Genomic DNA, 18,163 nt, shown 5'->3' with positions numbered 1-18,163 from the left:
AGGATATCGATGGGTGTTCCAAAGGCTGGGTTAATGGCTGCTGGAACACCCTTCTTTTTGGGGGATAGGTGATTCATGTTATGAACTGTTTTTGGTCCGTCTGAATTCAATTGGTGTAAGGCTGAAGTTGCGTTTGAACATCCGGTGGAGATAAGAACTGCTGGTGAAGCCAGTTACTTCAGCAATATCCGATACCGACAAATCACTCTCTACAAGCAGGCGGCATACTTCCTTCATCCGTACCTCCATAATGACATCCACAATAGTGGTTAGGGTCTGCTGCTTATAAAGTCTGCTGACATAAATCGGAGACATATTAAGTTCATCCGCGATTTGGTTCAGACTTAGGCAAGGGTCCATGTAAGATTGCTGAATGGTTTGGTTGATTTGCCGGATTAGATCGCTTTGCTTGGAGCTGCGCTTATCCGCTTGGAATTCCTGAATATGATCGAAAAGCTGGTAAAAAGCCGCTTCAAATTCTTCTATCGTTTCATACTGTTCAAGCGAAGGCATCACCATCATCCCTTCGGTGGAGGTAGGACTAAGCTTCTTGATGTTATCGACGATTCGTTTAATCGTTAGCGTCACCCTTGAAACAGTAAGTTCCAGCACATGATAGGGATATTGCTCCATTTCACGTACCATTTCGGAGAAGTGACTGCGGGCTTCGTCTGTTCTGCCACTTGTGAGCGCATCGACCAGCTTTTTCTCGCTGTCAGCCGGATAGGAGTAAAGATTGTTCTGAAGCTCGCTAATGCGCTCAGCATTGATCAAGCTGCCATGACCATAAAACAGTCTATGTTTGGAAGCTTCTCTGGCCTGACTGTACAGCCGGTTTAGTACATCTGGATTATCACTGATGGGGCTGTACACTAACGACAGTCCGATTTTTAGATAATCACAGCAGGCCACGCGGATCTGCCGCAGTAGCACTTCAATCAGCTCGGTATCCAGATGTTCAGTGGAGGTCATGCTGCTAAGCAACATGACCACGCTATCGTCATTCATATCTACAGTTTCCACCTGATAAGTCTGTCCACAGATCTCTGAGGCAATATTCATGATGGCAAACTTGTACGGAAGGAGATAAGAGCCTCGTTCCTTTCGCAGAGCTTCGTACTCATCAATGCGTAGTAATACTAGCCGGTAGCCCTCGTTTAAATTAAAAGAAATACCCAGCTGTTGAACATCATTTTGCCGGTTGTTATGAGGAGATTTAATGCCAAGCACCAGATTGCGTAATGAATTCTGCCTGATCGTGAACATGCTGTTGCGCTTATCCGCCTCAAGGGTATTCATTCGGCTTACGATCGAATCAATCGGCAGATAAAGCCGTTTGGACAGTACTCTAGAAATAACAAGACCGAACAATAGAATAATTATAGAAATCAGAAGTGTAGTATTGCGGATATGATTGGTCTGTTCAGTAATCACCTCATAAGGAGTAATGCGCACATATTGCCAGCCAAGCGAATCGGGCGAAGTATAGGACACCAGTGATTTATTCCCTCTAAAAGGGGCAGTGAAATAGCCGGCAGAGCGTGCTTTTACTTGATGCTCCAGCCAACTGTTTTCATCCCCGGAGAGCTTCTCCAGTGTCAGCTTATTCCCCGACAGAAAACGGCCTTGGTCATCTAAAATGTAGGTACTGCCACTACCGGGTGTATTGCCGTTAGCCAGTTCTTTATTGATCCAAGCCGCGGATATGTTAACAATAACCGCAGAGTTAATAGAGCGGTCCCAATTGATGGCATCATAGCAGAGGTAAGTATAGACTGAGATGGTTTTCTTCTCAGGTTCATTTATGGAATAGGTTCGCGGAATCGGCGTGAATGTTTTGTAATCCTGATAATGATTCAGCATCTGAATAATTTCAGTGTCCACCAGTTCGCGGGTGGTGAATACGCCATTCTGGCCCTGTGCTGCCGAAATATAAACCGTGTCATTATTCGGATTATATACATAGATGGATTCAATATAGGGCATGGAATTTAAGTAGTTTCCGAGATCGGACATCGCTGCGGTTACCTCATAAATAGAAGGCTTGTTGTAGAACAACAGATGAGAAATCGTGCTGGTTCGATACAGTTGAAATGAAAGCGTTTGCGCGACTTCAGCCATGTTGACTACTTTTTTGCCGGTCTGGGTCAGGTCCCTTAGATCGGAGCGGAAGGTTTGCGTCTTCTCGACACCGATGTAGTACGTATAGTAAACAAAAGTAGAGATAAGAAGGGTTAACGATATGCACAGGGTTATGGTAGTGAGCAGCTTGCCATACAGTAGTCTTTTTCTCCGTAGATCATTATTCTTCATACCGTCCCCCCTGATCATCATATGACTTACTCGGACAAGACTCTGGATGAATTCATATTATGAAGTTCCTTTATTATAAGTCCCCAAGAGTGAACGGAACAGTGGAGCAACCTTATAATCCTGCATTTTTCCAATCTGAAGGGAGTGAACAAATTAAATATTCATGTACAAAACAGCCTTTTCTACAAGGATTATACGGGGTTAGCGAAGCTTGAGAAGCTCTGTGGGTCTCCGAAGACTTTTACATAAACATCCTGATTGTTCAGTTCCTGTTTCGCCAGTTTGTGCAGTAAGGCTTGTAAGCTTCACTTCTGTGTTCAGAAGAATCCCCCTATAGTGGAATTATGCAGTTTCTATATTAAGGGGAGTGAGAGATCTTGAGCCAAACCTCATCCAAAGGAATTTCAAACGTCGAACTTGGCATCCAGGCTGATGGTAGAGCACGCTTACGAACGACAAGAAAGAAGAAAGGATTGTTGTATGAGCTGGTGCACAATCGGGTAATGTTTCTGATGCTGCTGCCCACCTTGGTCTTTTTTCTGGTGAATTCCTATTTTCCAATGGTAGGCATTTATTATGCGTTCACTCAATTCGACTTCAACAGCAGTATGTTCAATTCCAAGTTTGTCGGGTTGCAGAATTTCGAGTTCCTCTGGAGATCCGGTACGCTGGTGAAGCTCACGATGAACACGATAGGATACAATATTGCTTTTATTGTACTAGGGAATGTGCTGGCAATTGTCTGTGCGATCCTGCTGAGTGAGCTCAATGGAAAATGGTTTAAAAAGATTAGCCAATCGGTAATGTTTCTGCCTTACTTTGTATCCTTTGTAATTCTCAGCGTAATTGTCTACAACTTGTTTAATTATGACAGCGGTTTCTTGAATACAATACTTACCCAATTTGGCCTTGATCCGGTCGACGTTTACAGTAAACCTTGGGCATGGATCTTTCTGATCATTATCTTTTATCTATGGAAAAATCTTGGCTACAGCATGGTGATTTATCTGGCGGCGATTACGGGGATTAGTGACGAATATTATGAAGCGGCCAAAATTGATGGCGCTAATATTTTCCAACGGATTTGGTATATAACGGTGCCGATGCTGAAATCAACCTTTGTGGTGCTGCTGCTCTTTGCGCTCGGCAGTATTATGAAGGGCCAGTTTGATCTTTTCTATCAATTAATAGGCAATAACGGGCTGCTCTACAATACGACGGATATCCTTGATACCTATGTATACCGTTCGCTTAAAGTAACCTTTGATGTGGGCATGGCAACGGCTGCCGGGGTTTATCAATCCTTGTTCGGCTTCGTCCTCATTATGACGGTCAACTATATTATCCGCAAAATAAACGATGACTACGCCCTGTTCTAGGAGGATAAGGAATGAAAATTCAAAAGGATAAATATACGCGAATGCTTCATTGGATTGCCTATGTGGTCATTATTGGCCTGTCGATCGCTTGCCTGCTGCCCTTTTTGCTAATTATCTCTGCGTCTTTGACCAGCAATGAGTCCATTATCCGCGATGGCTATCATCTGATTCCGGCACAGTTCTCACTGGAGGGCTACAAGACGGTATTCATCTTCCCGGATGAGGTGCTGCGGGCATATGCGGTCACAGTCAGCACAACTGCGATTGGAACGGTAATGGGACTTTTTTTCATGACTATGGCGGGTTATGTGTTGGCGCGTAAAGATTTCAAATATCGAAATAGCTTTTCCTTCTATATATACTTTACGACTTTGTTTGGGGGAGGACTTGTCCCGTGGTACATCATGATTACGAAATACCTCGGTCTGCTGGATTCCTATGCGGTACTGGTGCTTCCAGGTCTGATGACGCCATTTTTGATCATTTTAATGAAAAACTTCATCAAATCTGCAGTTCCTGAGGAATTATTCGATTCTGGCAAAATAGACGGGGCCGGTGATTTCCGTATTTACTGGCAGATTGTACTCAAGCTTTCCATGCCGGGCATCGCTACAGTCGGTTTGTTTCTGGCTTTGTATTACTGGAATGACTGGTTCACCTCTTCCCTGTTCATCAATGATACGCATAAATATCAGCTGCAGTTCTATCTGTACAATGTTATTAATTCAGCACAGTTTATCGCACAGATGGGGGCGGGAACCGGGGTGTCACTGGCTACGGAGGTCCCTGCTGAGTCTACCAAAATGGCGATGGCAATTGTCGTGACGGGACCTATTCTTTTTCTGTACCCGTTCGTTCAGCGTTATTTTGTCAAAGGCCTAACCATCGGCGCTGTGAAAGGTTAGAACCGCAACCTGCCCACTACCGGGTTAAGGTACAGTCGGCTAACATAGAAGCATAGTGAAAAGGGAGGATTCAGATGAATAAACAACGGGGCAAACGCATGTCTATTCTGCTTACGTCAGTATTGGGCTTGACGCTGCTGGCAGGCTGCGGGGGGAATTCTAATTCTGCAAACGGAGACAATTCGGCGGTAAAAGAGAGCAATAGCGGAGGAAACACAGCACAAAGTACGAACGCAGTTACTGAGGAGAAGACCGGACTGGACACTTCCAAAAAGGTAGAGCTGCAATTCTATATGCTAGGCGATGCGCCGAAGGATCTCTCAAGCATTGAAGCCGAAATTAACAAAATGGCTGAAGAGGATCTGAATGCAACCGTTAAATTCAATTATACAACCTGGACAGATTGGGATCAGAAATATAAGCTGCTGCTGTCGTCGGGCCAATCGATCGATTTGATCTTCACCGCGGACTGGACACAATATCAGGCTTATGCGAAAAAGGGAGCTTTTTTGGCTATAGATGATCTGCTGCCAAAAGCTGCCCCAGAACTCCAGCAATTCGTACCACAGGAAATGTGGGATGCCGTGAAGATTGATGGCAAGATTTACACCGTTCCTGCGACTTATAAGGAGTATGTAACGAATGGCTTCGTATGGCGTGAGGATCTGCGCAAGAAATACAATCTGCCTCAGCCGACAGATCTGGCTAGCTATGAAGCATACATGGAAGGAATCAAGAAAAATGAACCGCAGATGTCGCCGGCTTCTTTTAACAGTGATGTAAGAGGTAACATTCATGATGTATATTCAACACTTACCGCACAGGTCGGCAGTCCGCTGCCTTACGGTATTGGTATTAAGTACGATGATCCTTCAAAAGCTTATCTCTATTGGGGCTCGGAGGAACATAAAGAAGAGCTGCTGACGATGAGACGCTGGCAGGAAAACGGATTGATTTCCAAAAACGTCCTGAACTTGAAGGATACCATCCAGGCACCGATTATCGCGGGCAAGGCAGCAAGCATCTTCGGAGATAATCCGACTCGCTTCAACGATACGTTGATGAAGGTGAAAGCAGCACATCCGGATTGGGATCTAGGTTACTATCCTTATGGCAATACCATTGGTTATGCAACACCAGTTCATCCTATTCATAATGGTTTCGCCATTCCGAAGAGCAGCAAGAACCCTGAACGTGCGCTGGCCTTCTATGAAAAAATGGTCATGGATAAACGTTATAATCAGCTGACGCAATACGGTGTGGAAGGAAAGAACTATAAGATTGATGCGAACGGCTATTATGAACTTATTGGAGATGCTTCAACGAACGGTTTTACACGCGAGGGAATGAACGGCTGGGCATGGCGGAATCCGGAGTTCATGTTGTTTGATAAATCCTATGACGGCGTGAAGGAAATCTTCGCTGAGCTCGACAAAATTCAGAAGCCGGATATTTTCACGGGTTTTGCTGAGGATTATACCTCCTATCAGGCGGAAAAAGCAGCACTAGAGCAGGTGGAAAAGCAATACCTGTATCCATTGCAAGCTGGATTAGTAGAGGATGTTGATGCGGGTTTAGCCACCTTTATGGAAAAGGCTAAGCAAGCAGGCCTTGAGAAAATCCAGACCGAATATATCAAGCAATGGGACGCTTATGTGCAGGAGAAGGGTTTGAAATAATAAAAGTAGCAAGGGATGTTCCCTAAGCCAAATGGGGAGCATCCCTTTTTTTGTGTTTTTTAGAGTCTTCAGGATCTACGAAAAGCGTTGGCGGAATTCCCGCGGAGTGGTCCCTTCTATTCGAATAAAGCTGGAGCTGAAGTAAGGGGCCTGATTGAAGCCGACTTCCTCGGCTATACGGGCAATCGTGTAGCTGGTCTGCATCAGCAAAAGTTTACTTTGCTGAATTCGATAATGCAGCAGATATTCCATCGGCGCACAGCCGTATTCCTTCTTCATGCAACGAGCGATATATACAGGGTGAAAGCTTAGGCTTTCCCCTAGCTGCTGCGCAGTGATGTGCTCACGAAAATGGCTGCGTAAATAGGAGGCCGCTTGCTCTGCACATGTTTTGGAGGGCGAGGGGCGCTCATGGCTGAGGGAGGCGGATAACTGCTGAATAACCTCCTGAAACAACAGCTGCTGCTGAAATGGAGTATCGCTTAAATGGGAATTAGGCACAAGCTGATTCAGCTGTGAGAGCAGCTCTTCTATCTTGGACGGCTGCAGCAGAGTCGTATACTGAGGCAGGCGTAAGCTAAACGGCCGGATATCAAATTCGTCAGATTGCAGGGAGTTCTCTATTTTGACGTTGTCCTTCTCAAGCGCAGCAGCCGTATCCTCGGTCATATTCCATTCACCCACCGTTTGAAAATGCAGCCAATAATAAGAGGTGGATTCCTTGCAGCTGTCCGTACTGAAATGATGGCTGTCTGGACGAAGCAAGAGCGCCTGACCCGCTTTTACTTGAAAAGGGAGGCCGCCTTCACTCATATATAAACAGCCTTGTTTAACTACAAGCAAATCGAACACCCGGGTATTATGGCGGCTCATATGATAATGGCCGGGGGAGAAAGTATGGAATCCGCTTACAATGTAGTACAGCAACGGAGGAACGGTGAAGTTCAAGATGTTCATGTCAGAAGCTCCTTTTAGTGAGGTTGGAATAATGTAATAATTGGTTTGAAATCTGTACCATCATCCAAAGTATATCATCTATAATTTAGTCTGACCTAATGAATAAAGATGTTATTTTTTAGGCTAAGTCTGTAGGCATGGTTTACGAGGAGGGTTTGTATAGTGAAAAAAGAAAGACAGGGTTTTGGACTCTGGGTATTGGCTTGGCCTATATTTATAGAGGTATTTCTACAGACTCTGCTGGGTACGGTAGATACATTAATGGTCAGCCGTATCTCTGATGATGCAGTCGCCGTAGTCGGCATTTCCAATCAATTGTTCGGTGCATTGACCACGCTTTTTACAACATTTGCGGGTGGAGCGGGGATTCTGATCGCACAGAGAATGGGCTCCAAACGTTTTGGTGAAGCACGCACGATTGCTATTATGGGAGTATCGGTTAGCCTCGTGTTGGGGATTGTCGTGAGTATTGTGTTGTTTTTCTATGCGGGCCCTATTGGTGGGGTTCTAAATATAGCACCTGAGCTATTGTCACTTTCCAATGTCTATATCTCCTACGTCGGCGGTGGACTTTTTATGGTCGGGATGATCGCTTCCCTCGGTACCGCTATCCGTAACACAGGGAATACCAAAGGACCGATGTACACAGGGATTATAATCAATGTCATCCATATTATTCTGAACTATATTTTTATATTTGGTGTATTCGGTCTGCCACAGCTAGGCCTTGCGGGCATCGCGATCTCCAGTATTATCAGTAGACTGGTCGGAGTGATTATTCTCTACTCCTTATTCCGGCGTTCTTTCGAGATCAAGGTCAGACTTAGAGATTTCCGCATATTCAATGGCAAGCTGTTCAAGCAAATTTTGAAGATTGCCTGGCCTCTCGGGATCAATTCTTCCTGTTGGGTATTCTCCCAGCTTATTGTATATTCCTTTCTGGCTGCACTTGGAGCCGAAGCGTTAGCAGCACGCACGTATCTTAATACCTTGGAGTCCTTTTGCTTCACACTTGGTTATGCTTTTGCGCTGGCGGGGCAGATACAGATTGCTCATTTATTTGGAGCAGGCAAATTGAAAGAAGCTTATCGCAGTGCGTATCGTACACTCTTTATTGGTTTGAGCATTGTGTCAGCTAACATGCTGTTACTATTCCTGTTCGGAAAAAAGCTGCTCGGTTATTTCACATCTGATCCGAAGATTATTGCGATCGGGGTTTCTTTGTTAGCTCTAAATCTATTGCTCCAGCCCTCCAAAATGCTGAATATGGCCCTCGGCAACGCGCTGAACGCTATCGGGGATACGCGTTATACGATGTATACTTCCATCGTGTCTATGTCCCTCATTGGCGTGGGCTGCTCCTATTGGTTAGGAATCAGCGTCGGCTGGGGACTTATGGGTATCTATTGTTGTATGATAGCCGACGAATTGGTGAGAGGCTTGCTTGTTCTGGCGCGCTGGAGGGGGCGAAAGGTTCTCCGCCAAGCGGATATCGGCTTGAGTGAAGAGAATGCTTCACTACATGGAGCCGGGAAAAGAAGCACCTCGTTAACCACATAAGCGGGACTCTATAAGCCTAGCTTGATGGGCAATGGAGTGGTTTAAGAGTCGGACGTTGTTTGTTGAGTAGTGTTTGTTGCGGCAGTAGGGCGGAGTAAGCGGTAGTAGTGCTGCAGTAGTGCGATAGTAGGGCGATAGTAGGGCGATAGTAGGGCGGCTGCAGGAGAGCGGTAGTTGGGCGGTTACGGGAGGACAGGTGCTTTCGGACTCAGATGCCGCTATTTGCTAATTTAGAGCCTTTTACGGGTAGTTTCGGACTGGAGAGGCGCTATTCCTCGTAAATTGGCTCATAATGGGGTGATTTTGAGGCAATAGTGACTCTGGAGTCCGATAGCTTATGAAAAGAGACGTTTGTGCGGAAATAGCGACTCTGGAGTCCGAAAGCGACTTTGAAAGTCCAAGTAACACCGTGCACCCAAGCGACAATAAGCACTCCGAATAATATTGAGCATCCCGAGTAACGTCGAGCACTCCAAGTAACAATGAGCATCTTGAGTAACAATAGGCACTCCAAGTAACATTGAGCATCGTATGAACAACTAGCGTTCGAAGTAACATTACGTGTGCTGTTTTTATGAAAGAGGTTACCTCATGAGTAGAAATGATTACTTCTGTGAGGGCCTCTTTTTTATGCGCGTATAAAGTTTAAGTTTGACGGTTCTCAAATTTGATTATTCATTCATATAGAGTTTGATTCTATGATATAAATGAGTTAGCCTTTATAGAATGGGTAGCCGTTATATAAATACATGTTACTGAAGGGTTTGAGGGAAATGTTGTTGTCAAAATGGAGAGGGTTTTCGTTACTAGGGCTGCTCTTAATGCTTGTACTATTATCAGGCTGTTCTAAAGGCACTGCTCATGTCACAGTGAATAAGAACGGAAGCGTAGATATTGCAGTGAACATGAAAGTGAATTCGCGTGCAGAAGCGTTGATTAGCGGAAAAATGGAAGATGCTCTGGTAAACAAACTTAAGGATCAGGGGATTGAGCTAGAGAAAAGCCAAGATGGAAAATCTACAGTCTATGAATTCGTGAAATCTTATGCCTCTTTTGAGGATATGAAAGCACTTTCTGGTGACTTGGATATTGTGGACCTGAAATTAGATACCAAAGATAATTGGTTTTATACCAAATATGACGTTGAGGCGAAGCCCAAATTAAATAGCTACATAGACACCATAATGGATAATATGGGATCGCTCAGTTTATCGAAGCCGATTATTCGGGCTTTTTTGCAAAACATGGCTTTCGACTTTAAATTAACGTTACCTGTGGATCTATATGGAGACAATAATGCAAATGTGGAGGACGGCAGAACCCTTACTTGGAATGTTACACTAGCGGATACAGAGCCAATTCAAATGCAGGTTTATGTGCCTAATGTATGGAATATCGTGATTGTGCTTATCATTTTAGTGGTGGTTATTGCAACTGCGATTATATTGTTCGTCAGAAAAAGAAAGCAGCGTAATAGGAAACGTTTCTAAGTGGGTTCGTAAAGTTACGGAAGTGCCGGGAAGCTAGGATGCTTTACCGGCCTTCTTTGCTTTTTAGCAGGCACAGAGTTATAATTAGTACCAAGTACTAATATCAGATACTAATTGAAGAGGTGATTGGAATGACAGGTGCAAAAATTACCGCTATCGGAACCTATGTCCCAGCCAAAAGACTGACTAATGCCGATCTGGAGCAGATCGTAGATACAAATAATGAATGGATTGTGCAACGGACCGGAATCCGTGAGCGCCGAATTAGTCGGCAGGATGAGTATACAAGTGATTTATGTGCAGCAGCTGTGCAGGATCTTATGACTCGTTATGGAAAAAGCGTTCAGGATGTCGATATGGTCCTGGTAGCTACGAGTACACCTGACTTTTCCTTTCCCTCAGTAGCTTCTTTGATTCAAAATCGTTTTAACATTCCGCAGACTGCTGGTGCTATGGATTTGAGTGCAGCATGCGCAGGTTTTGTCTATGCACTGCATACTGCTCACAGTTATGTGGCTTCAGGAATGCATCGCAAGGTACTGGTTATTGGTGCGGATACGATCTCCAAGATTACGGATTATACTGACCGCAGTACATGTATTCTTTTTGGGGATGGCGCTGGAGCAGTGCTTGTGGAAAGTGATGAGCAGACGACGGGATTTTTAGGCTTCCAGCTGGCAAGTGATGGCGGTGGGGCACATCATGTTTACCGTACGGGGCTTGCCCATACTGTAAACAATATTGAGCTGGTAGATACACAAATGCTGGTACAGAACGGACGAGAAGTGTTTCGCTGGGCGGTCAGAACGGTTCCTTTAGGTGTGCAACAGCTGCTTGAAAAAGCGGAGGTAGGTCTGGAGGAAGTAGACTGGTTTATTCCCCACAGCGCTAATATGCGAATGATTGAGCCAATATGCGAGCGATTAAATTATCCGCTGGAGCAGGTGCTGCACAGTCTTGTGAATTTCGGGAATACTTCGGCTGCCACGATTCCTTTAGCACTTGATTTGGGCATCCGCGAGGGCAAGGTACAAAATGGACAAAAGATCCTGATGTATGGTTTTGGTGCCGGATTAACCCAGGCAGGACAATTGATTGAGTTGAATTTGGATCATCAGGTAGGGATACCTACTCCATATTAAGAGGTGGAGTTCGACCAGCTAGAGACCAATGAAGATAGATAACGAAACATTTTCGATAATCAATAAAAAGACAACGCCGTTTGCGGAAACCCGCTTACATAAGCCGTTGTCTTTTTTTGTTGATTAACTAAGTATTTAATTGACTGCCACAGGATTCACGCACAATAAGCACAGGCTCCACTACAAATGATCCACCGCCAGACTGATTGTTAATCAAGTCATAGAGCATATGGGCAGCGAGGATGCCAAGCCGTTCTTTGTTCTGGCGGATGGTCGACAGTTTTGGACTGGTATATTTACAGGCTTCAATGTCGTCACATCCGATAATGGCAATATCTTCAGGAACGCTGAGACCGTGTTCTTTCAAAGCCCGGATGGCTCCCAGAGCCAGCAAATCAGAAGCCGCAAAAATGGCTTTTGGTAAATTTCCGGCTTGAATTAATTGCTGCATAGCCGTATAACCGCTGGGCTCAAAGAAATCGTCGCCATGAACAAACCACTGACGGTTCAAAGTGAGGCCGAAGCTTTCAATAGCTTTGACATATCCGGATTCCCGCAGGTTAGAAATATCTGAATCCGCTGCACTTCCGATAAATCCAAGTTCTCTATAGCCAAGCAGATAAAAATGCTCCACGACCTTGGAAGAAACCTGAAAGTTATCTGACATCACAAAGCCGGATTTTTTGCCCTTTAGCTCAAGGTCGACCCCGATACAAGGAATACTGCTCATATCCAGATCGCGGATGGTAGGCTCCATCTTTTGTCCGGAAATAATGACACATCCATCCACATTAAAATGAACAGATCGAGCGAAATAATCGCCGCTGCTGATGAATTTCTCGTTGGAAAAGAAAATGAGATCGTAGCCCAGAACGCCCATCTGCTTTTTAAAAGAATTTAGCACTTCTACGAAAAAGGGATGTGTAAATTCGACATTAAGCTCGCCAGCAAAAATAACCCCGATCAGATTCGACTTCTTAGTTGCGAGTGTCTTGGCGGAGTTGGAAGGTGAATATCCGGTTTGTTCGATGATTTCCAAAACTCTTTGCTTGGTCTTTTCGGAAACATCACTGTAATTGTTCATAATTTTCGAAACAGTCGAGACAGAAACGCCGGCCATTTCGGCAATCATTTTGATATTCATAGTTAATAATGCCACCCTCCGCTAAATCGTTGAAATTTGAGAAAAAGACTGTTCTAGAGCGGTTATTTGCGAGTTATTATGAATAGGGTGAATGAAAATTCAATTATTTTCAGTCTATTATTATTGCCGAAACAAGTCAAATATATATTTCACTATGCAGATTTACTCCAAAATAATCTATGTAAAAAAATTCAAAATTACATCTTTACAAAAATAGAAAACTAAGCAACAATAGCATTGTCGAAACCGATTTCGATTTTTCGCTTGAATTACGAATATTACGAAATTCGAGGAGTGATGTTTAGGATGAAAAGGAATTTCACAGCAGCACTTGCTGCTATGCTCCTTGTCACCGGGCTGCTATCACCGGTTGGGAGCATGAATGCTTCAGCGGCAGAGGCGTTAAAGGAAAACTCACCTGATTCAGCGGCAACGAAAGTGGAAAATGAACCAATCAATGGATTGAAAGCGTTTACCGATGTATCTCCAAATCATTGGGCCGCAGGTCCATTACAGCGTTGGAGCACAAATGGGATCATAAGCGGATATGACGACGGGTCGTTTCGTCCGGGTAAGGAAGTCACGAAGGCAGAATTCGCAGCTATTATGAATCGTATATTTAATTATCAGGAGCAATCGGATAAGGTTCCCGCTGATGTCCAGACCACAGACTGGTATAAAAATGATATAGCCAAAGGGATTGCAGCTGGTTATTTAAGCAGTGATCAGAAGAACAATATTTATCCTTCAAAAGCACTTTCGCGCGCGGAGGCAGCGTTAGCATTGGAGAAAGTGTTTCGTTTCAATGCAGACAAAAGCAGTACAACAGCATTCACCGATCTGAACGGAGTCAGCGATGAAACCGCAAAAGCAATAGCCGTTCTATCGAGTGCAGGTTATGTAAAAGGTTATCCTGGAGGTTTGTTTAAGCCTGATGGTGGGATCACCCGTGCAGAGTTAGCTCAGTTGGCTGATCGAATGGTTTCGGGACTCCTCCTGAAATCAGGAGAGACTTCACTAGGAACAGTAAAGGGCAATGTAGTCATTAATCGGGCTGATGTGATTCTTAAAGACACGGTCATCCAAGGTAATCTTTATCTAACCGAGGGGATAGCTGAAGGGAATGCAAAGCTTGAAGGTGTAAAGGTAACAGGGACTACTTTTGTACGGGGAGGCGGCGAGCAAAGTATCGGCTTACACCATACTTCTCTTGGACTGCTTCAAGTAGCCAAGCCTAATGGTAAGGTTCGGATTTATGCCAGCGGGTCGACAGCTGTGGGTACTGTGCAGCTGCTATCTGGGTCAATCTTGGAAGAAAGCAGCGATCTTACCGGGGCAGGGTTTGGGGATGTTGAGATGGATGTCGTTCCTCACAATATTTCGCTTCGCGGAACATTTGGAGCGGTTCGTTCAGCAGACTCAGCAGTCAGCGGTTCTTTGTTAAGAATCCTTGGAACTGTCGGCAGCCTTACTCTGGGAAGTCCGACCCATTTAACATTGGAGAACAATTCACAAGTGGCGGCACTAATCCTATCTGCGAGCGCTGGAGCTACAGCAATTCAAGGCAGCGGAAGCGTAACCACAATAGATAACAAAGCCGATGGAGTGACGATTGGCGGTGTAGCAATGAAAAAAGGAAACACTGGCAAAACAACATTGCCAATAGCAAGCTCAGCGCCAAGCAGTTCGGGGAATGTAGGTCCAATAACGACGCCAAGCGCCACACCTGAAGCAACGGCGGCACCTACGGCCACTGCTACACCAACCGAAACACCAACAGCGACACCAACACCAACCGAAACACCGACACCGACACCGACACCGACACCAACACCAACACCAACACCAACACCAACACCAACACCAACACCAACACCAACACCAACGCCAACGCCAACGCCAACAGCCACACCGACACCAACACCAACAGCCACACCGACACCAACAGCCACACCAACACCAACACCAACACCAACACCAACACCAACACCAACGCCAACGCCAACGCCAACGCCAACAGCCACACCGACACCAACACCAACAGCCACACCGACACCAACAGCCACACCAACACCAACACCAACACCGACCACTGATCCGTGGACACTGGTGTGGGGGGATGAGTTTGATGATGGAGACATTGATGCTACAAAGTGGACCTATGACCTTGGAGATGGTTCGCAATACAACAATCCAGGTTGGGGAAACAATGAGAAGCAGTGGTATACCAACGATGAGAAGAATGTAAAGGAACAGGACGGTAACCTGATCATTACGGCCCACAAAGAAGAAAAAGCTGGCAAACAATATACTTCTACACGGATTAAGACTAAAGGGTTGTTTAGTAAAAAATATGGCAAATTTGAAATTCGGGCCAAAGCACCTACTGGAAAAGGGTACTGGCCGGCGATCTGGATGCTGCCGGAGAACGATGTGTACGGGACTTGGGCTGCTTCCGGTGAGCTTGATATTATGGAAGGCTGGGGCAGTCGTCCAAACACGGTAGCGGGGACGATTCATTACGGCGGTATGGCGCCGAACAATGTATACTCCGGCAAAGAGTATGTATTTCCGGATAACGCTACGATTGAGCAGTTCCATACGTACTCTATTGAGTGGGAGCCGGGCGAAATTCGCTGGTATGTGGATGGTGAATTATATTCGACCAAAAATGACTGGTATAGCATCAGCAATGGGCAGCCTGCCAATAATGTGTATCCAGCGCCGTTTAATCAGAAGTTCCACTTGCTGATGAATCTGGCCGTAGGCGGTAACTTTGATGGTGATCCGACTAGCGAAACCGTATTTCCAAAATCGATGGAGATCGATTACGTTAGAGTCTATGAGCTGACAGGTCGTGAGTACCGCGAGCCTATTCCAGTTACACTGGAGAAGGAAGCCTATCCAGAAGGCTCCAAGCTTGCACTGGCAGACGGCAACATGGTCTATAACAACAATTATTCGGAGCAGGTGCCGGGGGATGACGGTATGGGAATCCCGAATACCGCACATTGGGTACTTTATAAAGAAGCAGGGGCTGAAGCTACGGTTTCTACCGTTCCTATTGGGGAGCGCAATTATGTGAAGGTAGATATCAGCAGTGGTGGCGGCAATTTTTATTCGATTCAACCCCAAGCTATCGTATCTATAGCTAAAGGCAGGTTCTATAAACTCAGCTTCGATGCCAAAACCGATATGTCCCGCAGTATGAGCGTTCGGTTAACAGGTGGAGAATCTCGTGGATTTGCAGCGTATTCTCCATCGCTTAAGGTAGATCTAACTTCAGCGATGACGCATTACGAAACGATGTTTCAAATGAAGGAGAACTCAGATATTGCTGCACGCGTCGAGTTCAACGTGGGTACCAATACTTCACCGGTATGGTTTGGTAATGTCAGATTAGAAGAGATTGAGAATATTCAATTCCCGCATGATAGTGCGAAGGAACCGCTGGCCAACGGTAATCATCTGTACAATGGTACTTTCGATATTGGGGAACCCAATCGGATGAGTTATTGGCATACGGAAGCAGCTGGTGGTGCAACGGTAGAATCAAGCGTTAATGACAATGGCCAGTTAAAGCTACAGATTGGCGGCAGTGAAAATGGTGAGGTTCGGTTACTTCAGAAGGGAATTCAGCTCATTCAAGGGCAGGACTACGAGGTTACCTTCAATGCTTCAGTATCCTCTGCACGCACAGGAACGGTCCAACTACTAGGAAAAGACGGCAGTGTACAGGCAGAACAACCGGTTAGCTTAAGCGAAGGTGAGCAAAAAATTAAAGCCACCTTTATCAATCTTGCAGGTGCAACCGATCATGAAGGACAATTCGTATTACTGTTAAACGGAGCTGTGGATACAGTCGTTCTGGATAACTTCCAGATGATACGTAATAGCTTCTATTTTGATCCATCGCTAATATATTACCCGCTCCTGAATGGTGAATTTAACTTTGGGTTTAGCGCCTGGGATCGCCTGTTGACAGAGCAGGGTGGTCAGAGCAGCGCTACGGTTGCAGATGGAGCAGCAAAATTTAGCATTACGAATACCGGCAGTCAGGCGTATTCTGTAATGTTGTTTCAGAACAACTTGAAAGCTGCTGCTGGAATGGATTATGTGGTTGAATTTGATGCCAGTTCAACCGTAATCCGCAAAATCGGGGTGAACGTAGAAAATGGTACGTATCAGGCCTCATTCAGCAATATTGTGGAGGTAACGCCGGAGACGAATCATTACAGATTCGAATTCCGGCAAGGCAGCAAGGATACATTGTCTCTTAAATTCCTGCTTGGGAAGGTTGAGGGGATTAGTATTCCTCAAAACCATGATATTATCATTGACAATGTGAAATTTGAGATCAAAAATGCACCGGCCAAACCGCAGGAGCTGCTAAGCGACAGCAGCAATAACAGAGTTTCGCAACCGATTGAGCTTACTTTTATCGATAATGAAAATTGGCGGAATCAAATCATGGCGGTAAAGGTTAACGGTACAACACTTAATGCAGAGCAGTACACTATTGAACCGGGAAAAATCACAATTGAAGCAGCAGTATTTCCGGAAGAAGGAAGTTATACCATTACTGTTGAGGCTGAACATTATGTTACTGCAACTGTCGCGCAGACTATTCTAGCTAATGATAACAATCTAGTTATCAATGGTTCGTTTGGCAGCGATAAGACGGGCTGGACTACTTGGTCCGGAGAAGGTGGCGTCTCCGCGTTTAATGTGAAGGATGGCGTAGCTGAAATTCTGATTACGTCGGCCGGATGGGAGGTGTGGCATACACAATTTTTCCAAGAGGGTATTCCACTGGAGGGCGGAAAAACGTATGAGGTGAGCTTCAAAGCGAAATCAACGGTTCCGCGCCAAATTGTGTTAGAATACTCCAATACTTCAGCTGCTTCCGCGCAAGCTAAGTTTGATATTCATGCGGATTGGGCTACTTATACAGCACAATTTACGGTGTCGAACAGCAACCCGCTGAAGCTTAATTATCTGATCGGCAAAACGCTGGGCGCTGATCCTGCGGCTAATAGTACGCCGCATACGATTTCTTTTGACGATATTGTGGTCAGGGAGGTACAAGGGGGTCCACCAGTAATACCGCCAAGCGGTACGCTGGATAATGGAACCTTCGATGTAGATGCAACGGGCTGGAGCCAGTATTTTGACGGAATCGGATCTGCTTCTGTTCAAGAGGGGGAATTTGCTATCAACTTAACAGGTACCGGGCAAGCCCCTTATAGCGCACAGGTGGATTACGAAAATCTCAAGCTCGTTCAGGGAAAAACGTACACCTTGAAGTTTAAAGCTCGTTCTACAGTAAACCGCAATATTCAGGTAGCTGTGGAGCATAAAGGCGGGGACTACACCAAATATATGGAAGCTGAGCTTGTAGCCTTGACCCAGAATATGGACGAATACAGCTACACTTTTACAATGAATGGGGCAACAGACGCTGGTGTTCATCTGGTGTTTTTGCTAGGGCTTATAGATGGGAATAGTACGGAGACGAATAGTGAAATTAGCGCGGGCAGTACAATTTATTTGGATGATGTAAGCTTGATCGAAGGGTAAACGAAAAAAACGGC

At 45.3% G+C, this 18,163-nt stretch carries 10 protein-coding genes; 7 read left to right on the top strand and 3 right to left on the bottom strand.

The window, feature by feature from the left end; all coding sequences use genetic code 11:
* Positions 1-78 precede the first annotated feature (78 nt).
* A complete protein-coding gene (locus tag NSQ66_RS25590) occupies positions 79-2,313 on the bottom strand; it encodes an AraC family transcriptional regulator (protein WP_038573230.1) in 2,235 nt (744 codons plus the stop codon).
* Positions 2,314-2,816: 503 nt separating this feature from the next.
* Here NSQ66_RS25590 and NSQ66_RS25585 point away from each other — a divergent pair.
* The 3 genes from NSQ66_RS25585 (at position 2,817) to NSQ66_RS25575 (ending at position 6,276) form a co-directional block, all read left to right on the top strand.
* Positions 2,817-3,692 (top strand): ABC transporter permease subunit, encoded by an 876-nt coding sequence (locus NSQ66_RS25585; protein WP_141118552.1) that lies wholly within the window; start codon positions 2,817-2,819, stop codon positions 3,690-3,692.
* A gap of 11 nt (positions 3,693-3,703) precedes the next feature.
* On the top strand, positions 3,704-4,597 hold the full coding sequence (locus NSQ66_RS25580; protein WP_036685379.1) for a carbohydrate ABC transporter permease: 894 nt from the start codon (positions 3,704-3,706) through the stop codon (positions 4,595-4,597).
* 68 nt (positions 4,598-4,665) lie between these two features.
* Positions 4,666-6,276 carry an extracellular solute-binding protein gene (locus NSQ66_RS25575; protein ID WP_143758575.1) on the top strand — a complete coding sequence of 537 codons (1,611 nt, stop codon included), beginning with the start codon at positions 4,666-4,668 and terminating at the stop codon, positions 6,274-6,276.
* Between the two features lie 75 nt (positions 6,277-6,351).
* On the opposite strand, the gene NSQ66_RS25570 is transcribed toward NSQ66_RS25575, so the two are convergent.
* Positions 6,352-7,233 (bottom strand): AraC family transcriptional regulator, encoded by an 882-nt coding sequence (locus tag NSQ66_RS25570; RefSeq protein WP_036685373.1) that lies wholly within the window; start codon positions 7,231-7,233, stop codon positions 6,352-6,354.
* A 159-nt stretch (positions 7,234-7,392) separates the two neighbouring features.
* Between NSQ66_RS25570 and NSQ66_RS25565 the strand changes: the two genes are divergently transcribed.
* The 3 genes from NSQ66_RS25565 to NSQ66_RS25555 all read left to right on the top strand — a co-directional run bounded on the left by NSQ66_RS25565 (position 7,393) and on the right by NSQ66_RS25555 (position 11,425).
* Positions 7,393-8,793 carry an MATE family efflux transporter gene (locus NSQ66_RS25565; RefSeq protein ID WP_076098795.1) on the top strand — a complete coding sequence of 467 codons (1,401 nt, stop codon included), beginning with the start codon at positions 7,393-7,395 and terminating at the stop codon, positions 8,791-8,793.
* A gap of 779 nt (positions 8,794-9,572) precedes the next feature.
* A complete protein-coding gene (locus NSQ66_RS25560) occupies positions 9,573-10,283 on the top strand; it encodes a hypothetical protein (RefSeq protein ID WP_162164282.1) in 711 nt (236 codons plus the stop codon).
* Positions 10,284-10,414: 131 nt separating this feature from the next.
* Positions 10,415-11,425, top strand: coding sequence for a ketoacyl-ACP synthase III (locus tag NSQ66_RS25555; protein ID WP_036685367.1), 1,011 nt, complete (start codon positions 10,415-10,417; stop codon positions 11,423-11,425).
* Positions 11,426-11,552: 127 nt separating this feature from the next.
* Here NSQ66_RS25555 and NSQ66_RS25550 read toward each other — a convergent pair whose 3' ends face one another.
* Complete coding sequence (locus NSQ66_RS25550; RefSeq protein WP_036685366.1) at positions 11,553-12,569, bottom strand: LacI family DNA-binding transcriptional regulator; 1,017 nt, start codon at positions 12,567-12,569, stop codon at positions 11,553-11,555.
* 306 nt (positions 12,570-12,875) lie between these two features.
* Between NSQ66_RS25550 and NSQ66_RS25545 the strand changes: the two genes are divergently transcribed.
* Positions 12,876-18,149 carry a carbohydrate binding domain-containing protein gene (locus NSQ66_RS25545; RefSeq protein ID WP_339279465.1) on the top strand — a complete coding sequence of 1,758 codons (5,274 nt, stop codon included), beginning with the start codon at positions 12,876-12,878 and terminating at the stop codon, positions 18,147-18,149.
* The last annotated feature ends 14 nt before the right edge of the window (positions 18,150-18,163 follow it).

Source organism: Paenibacillus sp. FSL H3-0329 (assembly GCF_037963285.1).
GTDB classification, from domain to species: Bacteria; Bacillota; Bacilli; order Paenibacillales; family Paenibacillaceae; genus Paenibacillus_AQ; species Paenibacillus_AQ odorifer.
This window is presented reverse-complemented; position numbering and strand designations above follow the sequence as displayed.